This window comes from Sinobacterium caligoides (assembly GCF_003752585.1).
In the GTDB taxonomy this organism is placed as follows: domain Bacteria; phylum Pseudomonadota; class Gammaproteobacteria; order Pseudomonadales; family Sinobacteriaceae; genus Sinobacterium; species Sinobacterium caligoides.
Genome location: NZ_RKHR01000004.1, coordinates 398,739 through 413,888, shown reverse-complemented (window position 1 = coordinate 413,888; position 15,150 = coordinate 398,739). Strand labels below are relative to the sequence as shown.

General features: G+C 50.2%; 11 protein-coding genes. 6 read left to right on the top strand and 5 right to left on the bottom strand.

The genetic code is table 11. The features are described 5' to 3' along the window. Positions 1-93 precede the first annotated feature (93 nt). Positions 94-1,212: a DUF2797 domain-containing protein gene (locus EDC56_RS08530; protein WP_148059359.1), complete on the top strand. Its 1,119-nt coding sequence runs from the start codon at positions 94-96 to the stop codon at positions 1,210-1,212. A gap of 58 nt (positions 1,213-1,270) precedes the next feature. Further along, positions 1,271-3,919 (top strand): aminopeptidase N, encoded by a 2,649-nt coding sequence (pepN, locus tag EDC56_RS08525; protein ID WP_123712116.1) that lies wholly within the window; start codon positions 1,271-1,273, stop codon positions 3,917-3,919. Between the two features lie 137 nt (positions 3,920-4,056). Here the strand turns inward: pepN and EDC56_RS08520 are convergent, their stop codons facing one another. Then, the gene (locus EDC56_RS08520) at positions 4,057-4,254 is read right to left on the bottom strand and encodes a DUF2061 domain-containing protein (protein WP_123712115.1); all 198 of its coding nucleotides are present in this window, start codon (positions 4,252-4,254) and stop codon (positions 4,057-4,059) included. A 1,557-nt stretch (positions 4,255-5,811) separates the two neighbouring features. On the opposite strand from EDC56_RS08520, the gene EDC56_RS08510 reads away from it, so the two are divergent. After that, a complete protein-coding gene (locus tag EDC56_RS08510) occupies positions 5,812-7,383 on the top strand; it encodes a flavin monoamine oxidase family protein (protein WP_162844129.1) in 1,572 nt (523 codons plus the stop codon). A gap of 52 nt (positions 7,384-7,435) precedes the next feature. Here the strand turns inward: EDC56_RS08510 and EDC56_RS08505 are convergent, their stop codons facing one another. After that, positions 7,436-7,882: a nuclear transport factor 2 family protein gene (locus EDC56_RS08505; protein WP_162844128.1), complete on the bottom strand. Its 447-nt coding sequence runs from the start codon at positions 7,880-7,882 to the stop codon at positions 7,436-7,438. 152 nt (positions 7,883-8,034) lie between these two features. Beyond that, complete coding sequence (gene uvrB / locus EDC56_RS08500; protein ID WP_123712111.1) at positions 8,035-10,014, bottom strand: excinuclease ABC subunit UvrB; 1,980 nt, start codon at positions 10,012-10,014, stop codon at positions 8,035-8,037. 431 nt (positions 10,015-10,445) lie between these two features. Here uvrB and EDC56_RS08495 point away from each other — a divergent pair, with 431 nt between their 5' ends. From EDC56_RS08495 to EDC56_RS08485, 3 genes are all read left to right on the top strand, one after another. Beyond that, positions 10,446-11,822, top strand: coding sequence for an SLC13 family permease (locus EDC56_RS08495; protein WP_245980671.1), 1,377 nt, complete (start codon positions 10,446-10,448; stop codon positions 11,820-11,822). A 545-nt stretch (positions 11,823-12,367) separates the two neighbouring features. Then, positions 12,368-12,772, top strand: a complete 405-nt coding sequence (locus EDC56_RS08490; protein WP_123712109.1) for a DUF4332 domain-containing protein — start codon at positions 12,368-12,370, stop codon at positions 12,770-12,772. A 52-nt stretch (positions 12,773-12,824) separates the two neighbouring features. Beyond that, complete coding sequence (locus EDC56_RS08485) at positions 12,825-13,256, top strand: YidB family protein (protein WP_123712108.1); 432 nt, start codon at positions 12,825-12,827, stop codon at positions 13,254-13,256. 84 nt (positions 13,257-13,340) lie between these two features. Here EDC56_RS08485 and EDC56_RS08480 read toward each other — a convergent pair whose 3' ends face one another. Together EDC56_RS08480 and purE are read right to left on the bottom strand one after the other, a co-directional pair. Next, positions 13,341-14,471, bottom strand: coding sequence for a 5-(carboxyamino)imidazole ribonucleotide synthase (locus tag EDC56_RS08480; RefSeq protein ID WP_123712107.1), 1,131 nt, complete (start codon positions 14,469-14,471; stop codon positions 13,341-13,343). A gap of 6 nt (positions 14,472-14,477) precedes the next feature. Next, positions 14,478-14,963 (bottom strand): 5-(carboxyamino)imidazole ribonucleotide mutase, encoded by a 486-nt coding sequence (purE, locus tag EDC56_RS08475; RefSeq protein WP_123712106.1) that lies wholly within the window; start codon positions 14,961-14,963, stop codon positions 14,478-14,480. Between the last annotated feature and the right edge of the window lie 187 nt (positions 14,964-15,150).

The following is a 15,150-nucleotide window of genomic DNA, read 5'->3' as shown; positions in this document are numbered from 1 at the left end:
ATTCGTGGTTATTTATTCAGTGCCTAATGCGTGTTTTTTACCCTGTTGGAGAGTAAACCTTTGCAATTATTAGCTCGTGGCCAAGTGGCCAAAATGATCACTCAGTTAACTGATGCGAGTGTCGAATACAGTCTACCTGTTGGCGAAGAAGCGGTGCCGATGAATGCCCTTATTGGTCGTTCGCTACGCGTTGTGTATCGTGGTGCCATCAATTGTGTGGCCTGCGGTAAGAGCACGAAGAAGAGTTATAGCCAAGGTTATTGCTATCGTTGTGCGATGACATTGCCGCAGTGTGATAGTTGTATCATGAGCCCGGAGAAGTGCCACTATCACGCGGGTACCTGTCGCGATAGCAGCTGGGGAGAGCGTTTTTGCTTCCAAGATCATTATGTCTACCTCGCGAACTCCTCCGGTATCAAGATCGGCATCACCCGTGGTAACCAAATACCCACGCGCTGGATGGACCAGGGGGCGGTACAGGCGAAGCCGGTAGCGCGTATTCGTAATCGCTTGATGTCGGGTAAAGTCGAGGACATGTTTAAGGCGGTACTGCCGGACAAGACTAACTGGCGTAATATGCTCAAGGGCGATGCCGAACCACTCGATCTTGATCAATTATGGCGTGAGGCAAAAGATCAGCTGCAGGGTGAAATAGCGGCCTTGGTTGAAAAGGTCGAAGCGGAGGTGGCCACTAAGCGTGCCGCTCATCCCGATTTTAACGCGATCGAATTTAGCAGTGAGATCGAGTGGCTCGACGATAGTGAGACTGTCACGATTGCCTATCCCGTCGAGCAATACCCGAGCAAGGTGACTTCACGTAGCCTTGATAGTGAGCTTGAAGATCGTCATCGCGAGCTATTTGAGGGTGTTATGCAGCGTCATCTGGCCGAGCTGGCGCTAGACAAGAAGACGGAGAAGGCGGTGCTTAAGCTGTTTACTTCGACATTGAAGAAAGGTTTGAAAAAAACACGCAGCCACAAACCTGCGATCGAGGCATTGTCGGCCGTGATAAAGAAAGAGCCTCTGCTGGCCGCGTTAGATAGCGCGACGATTGCCGGTGAGTTTGCCGATGTGTTGGCACAAGCGGGCGAGCTGAACGGTGTGGTCGAGGGTGTACTGCAAGGTATTAAAGGGCAGTACCTGATCCTCGATAGTGGCGTAATCAATATGCGCAAATTCACTGCCTACCACATTGAACTCTACGGGGAGTGAAGCGCTGCTTCACCCCTGTGAATAAGTATTATAACAGCGATACGAGAGGATATTTTTGATGAAACAAGCACAGCCAAGTACGATCTATCTGAAAGATTATCGTCAGCCTGATTACTGGATTACCGAGACGGGGCTGCGCTTCGAGTTGTTCGAAGAGCGGGCCGTTGTGCACAGTGAGCTACAGATGCATCGTCACGCAGATAGCCCGGCAGATGCGGAGCTGGTGCTGCACGGTGTGGAGCTAAAGTTGCTGTCGGTAAAGGTCGACGGCCAGCCTTGGCCGCAAGATAAATACAGTGTTGACGATAAGACGTTGACGTTGCGTGACTTGCCAGAAAGCTTTGTCTTAGCTTGTGTCACTGAAATCGAGCCGCACAAAAACACTTCGTTAGAAGGGCTGTATAAGTCACGTTCAATGTTTTGTACGCAGTGTGAGGCCGAGGGCTTCCGCAAGATTACCTACTACATCGATCGACCCGATGTGATGAGTGTGTTTACCACCCGTGTCGAGGCCGACAAGAGTCAGTTTCCGCTGCTGCTCTCAAATGGTAATGCCATTGAGCGTGGTGAGCTGGCCGATGGTCGTCACTACGCAACCTGGCTCGACCCCTTTAAAAAGCCTGCCTATCTCTTTGCTTTAGTGGCGGCGGATCTTGAGGTGGTTGAGGACCGCTTCACGACCTGTAGTGGTCGAGATGTGTTGTTGCAGATTTTTGTCGAGGCGAAAGATCTTGATAAGTGTGCTCACGCGATGCTGTCGTTGAAAAACTCTATGCGTTGGGATGAAGAGACCTACGGTCGCGAGTACGACCTGGATATCTTCATGATTGTCGCCGTCGACGATTTCAATATGGGGGCGATGGAGAACAAAGGCCTGAATATCTTCAACACCTCTTGTGTGCTTGCGGCGCAAGAAACGACCACCGATGCGGCCTTTCAGCGTGTCGAGGGGGTGGTAGCGCATGAGTACTTCCATAACTGGTCGGGCAATCGTGTCACCTGTCGTGACTGGTTTCAGCTGAGTTTGAAGGAAGGTTTCACTGTCTATCGTGACTCAGAGTTCTCGAGCGATATGAACTCTCGCACTGTGAAGCGGGTAGAGGATGTGCAGCACTTACGCTCCATTCAGTTTCCGGAGGACGCCGGCCCGATGGCGCACCCGATACGCCCCGCCTCGTTTATCGAAATATCTAACTTCTACACCATGACTATCTATGAGAAGGGTAATGAAGTCGTACGAATGATTGCCAACCTTTTGGGCAAGGAGCTGTTCCGTCGTGGTTGTGACCTGTATTTTGAGCGCTTTGATGGTCAAGCGGTCACTACCGATGATTTTGTTGCCTGCATGGCGGAGGTGAGTGGTCGCGACTTCAGTCAGTTCCAGCACTGGTACGAACAGGCCGGCACACCGCGTCTGGCCGTTGCTGGGCAATACGATGCCGAGGCTCAGACTTATACCCTTACCGTTGAGCAATCCTGTCCCGCAACACCGGGTCAGGCGGTGAAGCCGAATTTCCATATTCCACTGGCGATGGCGTTGGTTGGTAGACGTGGTTTGCTGCCGTTAGAGTTGGAGGGTGAAAGCCATGGCGTGGAAACGGTGTTGGATGTGACGGAAAAGCAGCAGCAGTTCGTCTTCAGCGGTGTAAGCGAAAAGCCCGTGCCGTCGTTGTTACGTGATTTTTCAGCCCCCGTTAATTTGAGCTGTGCCTACAGTCGTGACCAGTTACTCTTTTTGATCGCCAATGATACCGACGGTTTCTGCCGCTGGGATGCAATGCAGCAGCTAGCGGTTGCGGTGATTAGTGAGCAGGCCGAGGCCTGGCGTGCGGGTGAGAGCCTTGTCGTCGATGTGCGACTAGTGCAGGCGATGCGTCAACTGCTACAAGATGAGAGTGCCGATAGAGCGATGGTGGCGTTAATGCTGGCTCTGCCAAGCCTGCCTTACTTGGTCGACTTGTTGGATAGCCCGGATATTGAGGCGTTGCACCATGCTCGTGCGACATTACGTCAGCATATTTCCGGTGAACTACAAGCGCTCTTGCTCGATACCTATCACTCCAATATGAGCGATGTTGAATATCAGCCAAGTGCTGAGCAAATTGCTCAACGTAGTTTGAAGAATGCCTGCCTTGCTTATTTGAGTCTGCAGTCTGACTTTAGTGCCATCGAGCGTATCCAGCAGCAGTACCAAGATGCCGATAACATGACGGACAAGTTGGCGGCGCTTGCGGCGATGGTTAACAGCAACAGCCTGCACGCGGAGACGGCTAAACAGGCGATGCTGGATGATTTCTATCACGCCTGGAAGCACGAGGCGCTGGTCGTGAATCAATGGCTACAGGTGCAGTCGGCCTGTGCGTTGCCAGGAGGTCTGGAGCGAATAAAGGCGCTGATGGCGCACGAAGCGTTTGATATAAAAAACCCGAATAAAGTGCGCTCGGTGATTTCCATTTTCTGTGGGCAGAATGCGATTAATTTCCATGATGCCTCCGGCAGTGGTTACGAGTTCCTCGCCGATCAGGTGATTGAGCTGAATGCATTAAACCCACAGATTGCATCTCGTATGATCGTACCGCTGTCCAAGTGGCGACGACTGCCTGCGGCACAGGGTGATAAGATGAAGCTGGCTCTAGAGCGGATCATGACGTCGCCCAACCTCTCCAGTGATGTCTTTGAGATGGTGAGTAAAGCGCTTAAGGGCTAGTTTTACGACTAACGAAGTATGTTGTTTAGAGGAAACCACCGCCGCAAGACGGTGGTTTTTTTTCTGGCTGTCATTTCGTGTTGGTGACGACTTAGTCAGTGTTTTAGTCGAACTAGGTGCGATGGCGTGAGTAAAGCTTATGCCAGTACGGCAGCCTGTTGCTTGTTGGCCTCATGGCGTTTCCAGGCCTTTTCATGGAAGTAAAAGACCACGGTGTTCACAGAGGGTTCTATTAATGCAATCGCGCCACCGATTACAACACTACCAGTGAGCAGGTAACTGACTGTAAATGCGACGCTAAAGTGTAGTGCTGCAAATGTCATTGTCTTAATCATGATACACCTCCTCGCTTATCTATTTCTCTAGATGATAATCATTCTCATTTGCAAAGTAAAGGTGTTTAGGTGAGAAGCACAAAGTCTAAGCATTACTTGCGCAGATAAGCAGATCTTGGCCGGTTAGTTTGTCAGTCAATAACAGCGAGCAATGAGGATCGCCCTCCCTCTGTTAACATTAACCTTCATCAAAGATCGCGATGGCTTGTTGCGGTACTTTAGCATCTTTTTTAATATTGCTGCCTAGTGAGTGGCTTATATTTATTTTGTTGTATCGACCATCTTAACGCCTCATATCGTCTCCTCTTATCAATACCCTGATCATATGACGGAGTAGCTGGCTGCGACGATGGCGCTGGTGAATTTTCCAATACCTCAGTTATGGAGTAATAAGTGTTAGCCCACTATTGTGGCGTAAATATCAGCACTGAAATCAACTGAGAAGTGCGTAGGCATCATTGAGGTCGCTGTTGGGATACAGGGTGACGTCAGTGTTGCGTTAAACTCATGGTATTAAACTTTTTTGTTTAAAATATTGATAGGACGCAATTATGGCGTTAGGTATGAGCATCTCTTGGTGCGCGATGCGGAAAAAACAGAGGCGCTGCGACAGGTGCTGCCTTTATTACAGTGAGGACCTTAAACAGTGCCATCACTGCGGCAGGCTAGACGATGATCAGCTTGAGGTATTGCTGAAAGGTCATAATATGGGTTTAAGCAATAGTGTGACGCTAGGTAGATGCTTTATTGTCATTGGTTTGGCCGTCGGTGGGCTACTTCTGTTTGTGCTCTGATTAGCTCGTCGGTTAAGGATTTTATAGATAGAATATTTTCTCTCCATAGAGGGCTGCCACTACCAGCTTCTTGTGAATAATTAACTCGCTAATTTTCTCTGCGGATTGTTTTGGTGTCAATTAGCTGTGTTTTGTTGTGCATTTGCGTCAGTGGGGCGAATATGACGGCGCTTTTTTAATCGTCTGCAGAGAGTTTTAAATATAATTAATATTAGTGTTTTGGTTTGTGATAACGGTGGCTTATAGTATCACTGTTTGTGTGATTCCGGGTGTGGCTTGGTGTCTTGTGGTGATTTGTGTTGCTGTTGTTTTTTATATTTAAAGCGCCCTGTAAGTGCTGTGTGTATGTTTGTGGTGCCTTTTTTGTTCTCTTTGTGGTTTCTCTTTTGTTTTTTATAAATTGATATTCTTTTTTTGCAGGCTGATATATCTTTTTAATGCAATGGTGATGGTGTTGTGGTTGAATGAACTGCAGCATGATGCACGGATGTAAGCGAATGCTTTATATTGTCGTGAGAAATCAATTTGTAAGTTGTGCGCTAGTTGAGGTGTTTTTATAGGGTTGGTAGGTCTGCTGGCAGAGATTGGTTGGCGCGTAAATAGCAGTAAATGGATTTTTTATGATAATAATAGTAAATCGATATTTTGATTCGTTAATATTCTTCTTCGATGTATCTATTGATCACATTGCAGAATAATTGCTTGCTGCAATCGATAAAATAATAATTTTAAATCTACGAGACAACATAAGGATGTTATGTTTATGGATAAGTCGCGCCGAAAATTTATTGGTCAATTTGCCGTATCGGCACTCTCTGCAAAAGCTCTTCTCGGTCAGTCTGCCTTAGCAGATCAAAGTATTGACAACCCTTCACTGGAATCATGGCGAGATAGAGAAAGAAATCGTCATGGTGATCGGCATACTGAAGTGTTAATTCTAGGAGCGGGGATCTCGGGTCTCGTTGCAGCCTATGAGTTAACAAAGGCAGGTTATAACTGTCGGATATTGGAGGCGCGAGATCGGCCAGGTGGCAGAAATGAGACGATTAGACATGGCAGCGTCATTAAGGAGTTTGATCGAGAGGATGTTTGCCAATTCTCTAGGGACAAGTCTGTTTATTTTAATTCGGGAGCAGGACGAATTTCGCAGCGACATACACGGTTGCTGGGCTATTGCCGAGAACTCGGCGTTGAGATGGAGACGTTTGTCAACGATAACTATACCGCTACCTACCGCATGAATGAGGGCTATGGTGGTAAGCCTGTCCCCTTTCGCCAACTACATGCAAGTCAACGCGGGTTAATTGCTTCGACATTGGCGCAGGCAATTGATCAGAGTTTAGTGGACGATCTGATTGAGCCTTATAATGTCGAGCAGATGTTAGCGATGTTGAAGACTTTTGGAGATCTTCAGCAGGACTACACTTATCAAGGTTCGACACGTGCGGGTATTGTCGAGGGGACAGGTATCTTGTCCCCCGCAGAGCCAATAGAAGGTGTCGATTTTTCAGATTTCATGGCGGCAGAAGACCCCTGGAGTCAAATGGAGCTGGCCGCCGGTGAGCGAATAGACTATCAGCCGAATATGCTACAGCCGGTTGGAGGGATGGATAAGATCCCCTATGCGTTTGCTAAGCGCCTGAGACGACGTATTCAGTATGAATCGGTTGTCAGCAAGATCGAACGCAGCGGTGAGGGTGGCACGGTGACTTATACACAGTATGGTCGAGAGAGGGCGATATCCGCGGATCATATTATTGTGACCATCCCACTGACGGTGCTGCAGGGCATTGAGCATGATTTTTCGGAGGATATATCCTCGGCCATTGATGGTGCCTTTTATGCGCCACCAGGGAAGGTGGCTTTCGAGTCGGAGCGCTTTTGGGAGAGTGAGGAAAGCATCTATGGCGGTGTAAGCTATATGGAGAGTGAGAATTCCGCGATTTGGTACCCTTCAGGCGATTACAACGCGAAAACAGGTTCACTGGGGTGTGGTTATATTTATTGGGGCATTAACTTCGCCAACATGGATAATTATCAGCGTAATGAATCCGCGTTGAGTCAGGTGGAAAAGACGCATCCGAATATTCGTCAACACGCTCGCCATGGTTGCTCGCGCTCGTGGAAAAACACTCCTTTCTCGGAAGGTGGTTGGAGTAATGTTCCGCCAGCCCCCGCTTTCTCCCATGCTGATGGTCCCTATGTTTTTGCTGGGGATCACACGACGTACTTGTCTGGCTGGCAGGAGGGCGCGGTGTTATCGGCACATCGAGCTATCGAGATTGTCGCCCAGCTGGTCGAGGCGAAGCAGTCGTTACAAGCGGCTAACCTGTAGCTGTAGATAAGAATTAAGGGCGGATGACAGCCTGGCTCTGTTGTGGCAGAGCCTAGTCGCTGGCATGCAGTGGGTTGATGTCCATGTAAATCAGTGTGGCGGAGATTTTATTATCCTCGATTTCGAAGATGTCGACGACGGGTAGGGTAATGGTCGAGCCATCGTGGCGCACATAGGTGACTAGCATGTCGGCGACAATGGTTTCATTGTCCTGCCAGACACGAATAATCTCATGCTTGGTACTCTTCACTGAAGCGTAAAAATCGCTTTGTGCAGAAAAAATATCAGGCTTTCCCTTTACCGGGGGGTAGTTGGCAAAGCGAAAAACAGAGTTGTCTGTTAATAGTTTGGCATAGAGGTTGGGGTCTCCGCTATCGACGGCGGCTATTATCTGTTCAGCGTTAAGAGAGTAGGGTGCCGCCTTTTTTTCGTTATCAACAGGGTCGCATGCGGCAAGTGATAATAAGCACGAGACAAGTAATAAAGGCAATATCTTCATCGTTCTGCTCCTGTTAAGTCCTGAAGTCGACGGCTTAGCCCTGCCTTCTTTGTGCAGGACTACCTCTGTTACCATAGTCAGTGAAAACCCTTTTAGCAAAAGGGTGTTTTAGCATGGCAGGTTTAGTTTTCCGCTGTTAATAACACATCTCTCTATGGTTGAGTGAGTGCCTGTTGCGACAATATTGCTACCTCATCACGCAGCGCCGTCGCTCGCTCGTAGTCTTGTGCCTCCGCAGCGGCGATTCGCTCTGCATCGAGGGCGGCAATTTTAGCGGTCAGTGACGCTAGTGATGGCTCTGCGCTAGTCATTGTATTTTCTTTATTATCGGGCTGATGATCGCCTTCTTCGGCAACTAGTCGTGCCAGCGGTTGTGGGGTGATGCCGTGGTCGGCGTTGAACTTCTGTTGCTGCTTGCGTCGTGCCGCTGTCTGATCCATCGTCGCCTGCATCTCCGTGGTTATGGTATCGGCATAGAGGATGGCTCTGCCGCGCACGTTGCGTGCCGCTCGCCCGACCAGCTGAATGAGTGCCGCCTCGGTGCGCAGAAAGCCACGTTGGTCGGCATTAAGCACGGCGACCAGCGAAGTCTCAGGAATGTCTAAGCCCTCTCGTAGCAGGTTAACGCCGATCAGTACGTCGTGCTCGCCTAAACGCAGCTGACGGATGATCTTCACGCGATCGGCGGTGACAACATCGGCGTGGATGTAACAGGCCCTCACGCCATCACTGAGTAGTTGCTGATGCAGTTCTTCACCCTGTGCACGTGATGCCGCGGTGATTAATACGCGCTCGTCAAGCGGTAGGCGTCGTTGTATTTCGCTGAGCAGGTTGCCGTAATAGGCGGCTTTTGACCGGACTTCAATGATGGGATCTAATAATCCTGTCGGACGCATGATCTGTTGGACGGCAACGCGCTGTGATCGTTCGAGCTCATAGTCACCTGGTGTTGCGGAGACGAAGATAGTCTGGGGTTTGATTTTTTCAAATTCGGCAAAAGTCAGCGGGCGATTATCCAGTGCCGATGGCAGGCGGAAGCCGTAGTCGACCAACACTTGCTTGCGTTTCTGGTCGCCACTGAACATGGCGTTAATCTGCGGCACCATCACGTGGGACTCGTCGATAAAGAGCAGCCCGCCCTTCGGCAGATAGTCCATGAGTGTTGAGGGCGCCTGCTCTTCGTTGCGGCAGGCCAAGTAGCGTGAGTAGTTTTCGATGCCGGAGCAGTAACCTAGCTCGCGCATCATTTCTAAGTCGAGATTGGTGCGTTCAACCACCCGTAGGGCCTCGACAGACTTATTTTGCTCCTGTAGGTGGGCATAGTGTGTGCGTAGCTCTTTCTCAATCTCATTAGCCGACTGTAGAATTTTCTTTTTGGGGGTGGCATAGAGGGTTTTCGGCGATACCGAATAACGTGCCAGTGGGCCAAGCACCTCGCCAGTGACAGGATCAATCCAGCTCAGGCGCTCGATCTCGTCGTCGAAGAGTTCAATACGTACCGCATCGCGCTCGGAATCGGCGGGGAAGACATCGATGACATCGCCGCGCACGCGAAAGGTGGCACGTTCGATGGTCTTCTCGCAGCGACTGTATTGCAGTTCGGCTAGGCGATTGAGGAAGTTACGCTGCTCGAGTTTAGCGCCTGGTTCGAGATGTATTTGCATCGCGCGGTAGGCGTCTGGTGTACCGAGACCGTAGACAGATGAGACCGAGGCGACGACGATGACGTCACGACGTTCGATTAACGCCTTCGTTGTCGCGAGCCGCTGTCGTTCGATGTGGGCGTTGACGTGGGAGTCCTTCTCAATGAAGGTGTCGGTGCTGGGAATATAGGCTTCCGGCTGATAGTAATCGTAGTAAGAGACAAAATATTCCACGGCATTATGGGGGAAGAAGGCTTTCATTTCGGCATAAAGCTGTGCAGCTAAGGTTTTGTTGTGGGCGAGAATAATCGTTGGCCGCTGAGATTTGGCGATGATATTCGCCATGGTAAAGGTCTTGCCCGAGCCCGTGACCCCAAGCAGTGTCTGATGTGTTTTGCCGCCGTCGAGCCCGGCCATTAATTGACTGATGGCCTCGGGTTGATCACCGGAGGGGGTGTAACGACTGACCAGCTGCAAATTATTAGACATAGTAGGCTCTTGAGTGAGGTGTTTGTGTCACTATTCAAGCATAGTGAACCCTTTGCTATTTTGATCTACATTTCGTCGTGATAGGAATGACATTAAAATGCGAGCGGTGGATGCCGGATATCGATGAGGATGATCTTTTGCGAAAAAAGAAAGGGTTTTGCTAGGCTTGCTCTACGGTTTGTTGAATAGCGCGCTGATGATTAATCAGTACTAACTGATACATAAAAATCGTGATTGTTGGTTATGTTTTTTGCTGTATACCTTGTCATTGGGTCGGTAATCGTCACTCCCTTATGGGGGATGAGATTAAGCGTAAATTGTTCATTTCTTAGTTGTCAGTACTGCAATGTAAACGTTATTATCTTTTCGAATTATGAAAGCAATAACTTCCCATGCTATGGATAGCATGACTGAACTCGAGATAGATGATTATGGATATTCGTCGTTGGGCTCTTCCTCTGGGGCCATTATTGGCACTACTCTGTGCGTTTTCGCTCTATGCTACAGGCCATCCTCTACCGCTTTATGTCACTGCAGCGGTGGCTATTTGCTGTGTGATTTGGTGGTTGTTTGAGCCAATCCCGATTCCAGTGACTTCACTGTTACCGCTTGCTGTTTTTCAGTTGTTTGGCGTGCTGTCGCCAACGGCGATTGGTTCTGCTTATGGTTCGCCGCTGATATTGTTGTTATTGGGTGGGTTTATTCTCTCGCGTGCGATGGAGCGCAGCGGTGCGCATCGTCGTTTAGCATTATTTATGACGCGCCTGTTTGGTGGTGATAGCAGCTCAGGGCTGCTATTGGGGTTTATGGTGTCGACGGCGGTACTCAGTATGTGGGTCAGTAATACGGCGACGACGTTGATGATGTTGCCGGTGGCGATGGCGGTATTGGCCAGTAGTCGAGACCCTAAATTGGCATTGCCGTTGATGTTGGGTATTGCTTGGTCGGCGAGTATTGGTGGTATGGGGACGCCGGTAGGAACGCCACCAAATCTCGTCTTTATGCAAGTCTACAGTGAGACAACAGGACAAACTCTTGGTTTTAGTGACTGGATGGCCTACGGCATTCCGGCGGTTATCTCGATGATACTGGTTGCCTGGTTATGGCTACGACGTGATCTGGATTACCGGGGTGGCTTTGAGCTGCCGGCCGTCGGTAAATGGACGGTGCTTGAGCGTCGTGTATTGTACGTCTTTGCGCTTACCGTGCTGTTATGGGTGACACGAACAGAACCCTTCGGTGGCTGGAGAGAGTTATTAGATTTACCAGCTAACGATGCATCTGTGGCGCTGCTGGCGGTGATGGCGATGTTTATTATTCCCGATGATAAAGGTAAAAAGCTGCTGGATTGGCAGGCTGCTGAGTCTATTCCCTGGGGCATTTTATTGTTATTCGGTGGTGGCGTTTGTCTGGCGCGCGCCTTTGGTGTTTCCGGTCTTAGCGATATGTTGGCGCATTATTTGAACGGTCTTTTATCGCTACCGATAATCGTTGCCGTAGCGATGATCGCGTTAGCGGTGACATTTATTACAGAGACCACCAGTAATACTGCTAGTACGGTATTGTTGATGCCTGTGTTGGCGGCGGCAGCGGTGGGTAGTGATATTGCGCCAGAGGTGCTAATGGTACCGGCGGTATTGAGTGCTAGCTGTGCTTTTATGATGCCGGTGGCGACGGCGCCTAATTCGATCGTAATGGCTAGCGGTCAGTTGGCGGCCGGAGACATGGCTAAGCAGGGCTTTATGTTGAATATATTGGGTACCCTAGTGATCACGGCAGTCGTATGGGCCGTCGTGACGACGGGCTAGTGTTGTTTGCGTATGGCCGCACTTTTTGAAGTGAGGTAGTGCCGCTAGTTTTTAAATTATGTGGGTTGATCGTTAGTTGAGACGAGGTCGTAAATACATCGTGTATTTTTCAAGCGAGACTAACGTTGAGCGCAAGTGCGACGATTTTTGATTTTGATGTTTCGTTTAAAAATGATTGTTTTTTTCGTCTTTGATTATTGGCGGAGATGAATAGTTTCGCTCTCAGCGTTATTTATACTCCGTCATAGTATTTCTTCATCGGGCCTTTTCTAAGGCCATTGTTCTGCGCTATACAATACTCTACTGACCCTATCGCGGGGGAACGGGGAGGCCTGACTCCAGCACTTGCGTTAAATCTAGATGCTTCCTAGTCTGAATAAGGTGGGGGAGGCTGTCCGTGTTGAACCGTGACGGTACTTGATCGACGGCATTTTTTTAGAAAGATTAATCAAGTAAGGTGAAATGGTGCGATTGTGAACACAGATTATCCCTTCGTCGCAAGGTGATGTGGTTGTTAATAAGTAACATCAAAACGGAGTAGAAAAATGACTAAGTTGGCTGATATTGAAGGTATTGGTGAGGTGTATTCGCAGAAGCTTGAGAAGGCCGGTGTGGCAACTCAGCAGGCTCTATTGGAGCAGGGTGGCGAGCGCAAAGGGCGCAAGCAAATTGCAGAATCCTCAGGCATTACTGAAACATTGATTCTAAAATGGGTGAACCGAGCAGATCTCGCACGAATCAAAGGGGTGAGTACCCAGTATGCCGACCTATTGGAGTTTGCCGGTGTCGACAGTGTGCCAGAACTTGCACAGCGTAATGCCGAAAATTTGCACGCGAAGATGATCGAAGTAAACGACGAGAAGAGCCTAGTGCGTCAGACCCCGGGTTTATCGAATGTCGAGGACTGGGTGACGCAGGCGAAATCATTGCCTCGCGCCGTTTTTCACTGATCAATTAGCCGCTTTTTAGTGCGGCGTTAATATCCCCCGGAGGGATTGAGTAATGGATATTGAAAAAGTGATCGCCATGGGGGCTCAACTGTTTAAAGACTCAGGTAGCAGTACCCAGGGGCTTGATATACAGAGCATTATCGGTGCGATGACGGGGCTGTTATCGAGTGGCGGAAAAATCGATCTAGCGGGTCTACTGGAAAATGTCAGTGGCTCAGGTTTAGCTGAATTAGCGCAGAGCTGGCTCGGTGACGGCACCAATGCTAGTGTCAGTGCCGAACAGGTTGGAAAGATATTCTCAGCCGATAAGTTATCGGCCTTTAGTGGCCAGCTCGGCCTTTCGACAGAGGATGCGACCTCTGGTCTGGCCAAGGCGCTGCCGGCGATCGTCGATCAGGCTAGCAGTGCGGGCTCGCTAATTGAAGCCGCGGGTGGTCTATCGGGAATGATGAAGATGGCATCGGGTCTATTTGGTAAAAAATAGCATTGACGGTGTAAATATAGCACTGCCGTTGCCGAAAAAAAAGGCCGCTTCTCGAAGCGGCCTTTTTTATCTAGGGCTATCGACCTAGAGCTTAAACAGCTCGCTGATATTGCTGAGTTTGGCGGCTGGAAATAGCGTGCAGATACGCTCTATTTTGTCGATTAGCAGCGGGTAGCTGCTGGCACTGACGTTGAGGTGGCCCATCTTGCGACCGGCGCGTTTACCCTTGCCGTACCAGTGTACGTTGACGCCCTCGAGGCAGTAGATATCGCTGTCGATATGGTCTTCGCCGAGTATGTTGATCATCGCCGTTGGCTGGATCAGTTGAGTGTCGCCAATCGGGATATCAAAGATCGCACGCATATGGTTATCGAACTGGCTGCTGTAGCAGCCTTGCTGCGTCCAGTGCCCAGAGTTGTGTACACGTGGCGCGATCTCGTTGACCAGCAGCTCACCGTCACAGTCGAAAAACTCAATTGCTAACACGCCGACATAATCGAGTGACTCTGCGATAGCGGCAAACTTCTCGGTCGCCTGCTGCTGTAAGTTGGCGTTGTCGCCGAGGGCGACAGACAAGGCGAGTACACCGTCGATATGATGGTTTAGTGTCAGCGGGTAGGCTTTGATTTTGCCACAGGGATGGCGCACACCGATCATAGATAGCTCGCGATCGAAATCAACAAACTTCTCGGCAACGATGGCTTGCTGGCCTTGGCTGCTGTTGAGCAACTGCTCAATTTCAGGCCAGGCTGTAGCAATGTCGGTGTCTTTCTTCAGTCGCCACTGCCCCTTGCCGTCATAGCCTTCTTTTGCGGTCTTCAGGACGAGTGGCAGGCCCAGTTCGTCGATCGCTTGCTGGTATTGTGCTTTATTGTCGATGATGCGGTAACTGGCGCTGGCAACACCGGCATTATCGAGCATTTGTTTTTCACGGCGGCGGTCGCCACCGGTACGAATGGCATCGGCACTGGGGCGTAGCTTACCGCTAGCATCAGCAAGACTGAGAACATCTTCCGGTATGTGCTCAAACTCTGCGGTGATGACATCGCACCAGGCGATCGCCTCTGCAAAGCTCTTGCCGGTATCGTCGCCACTGACAGGGTAGACAACACGCTGCTCACGAACATCGTAAGCCAGCGTGGCGATGTTGAGCGGTGTCGAGCCTAGGCAGAGCATGCGTGAGAGTTGGCCTGAGCCGAGCGTAAGCGCCTTCATCGGTTATTACTCCGCCGCTGGATCTGGGTTGTTGAGAATGGTCTCGGTTTGGTTTGCGCGGAAGGCGTCAATCTTAGTCATCAACTCTGGTCGGCTAGTGGCCAGCATCTGTGCAGCCAGTAGGCCCGCGTTGGCGGCACCGGCTTCGCCGATCGCGAGTGTGCCGACGGCAACGCCCTTGGGCATCTGGGCAATAGAGAGTAGTGAATCCATGCCACTCAGTGCTTTAGAGCGTACGGGGACACCGAGTACGGGAAGGCTGGTAAAGGCGGCAGCCATGCCGGGCAAGTGAGCGGCACCGCCAGCGCCAGCGATGATAATGCTGAAGCCGTTGGCGTGGGCGTTGCTGCAAAAGTCGGCCAGTAGTTGCGGTGTGCGGTGGGCAGAGACCACCTTGGTCTCGTAGGCGATGCCGAAGGAGTCAAGCATGTCGGCGGCCTGTTGCATGGTGGGCCAGTCGGATTTGGAGCCCATAATGATTGCGACTTTCATACACTACTCACTGCATTGGAGGGACTCATTGATAGCCGGCTCCTGGGTTGGCGGCGTGACTCGATTAATAATAGTCACGCGCAAAAAGAAGCGCGCCATTCTACGATAATAGGGCGAATAATGACAGTGGGATATTGGCTTAGAGAGACTGTATTTGCAGTCTAAAAGCTGTCTATTCGGTCATGTT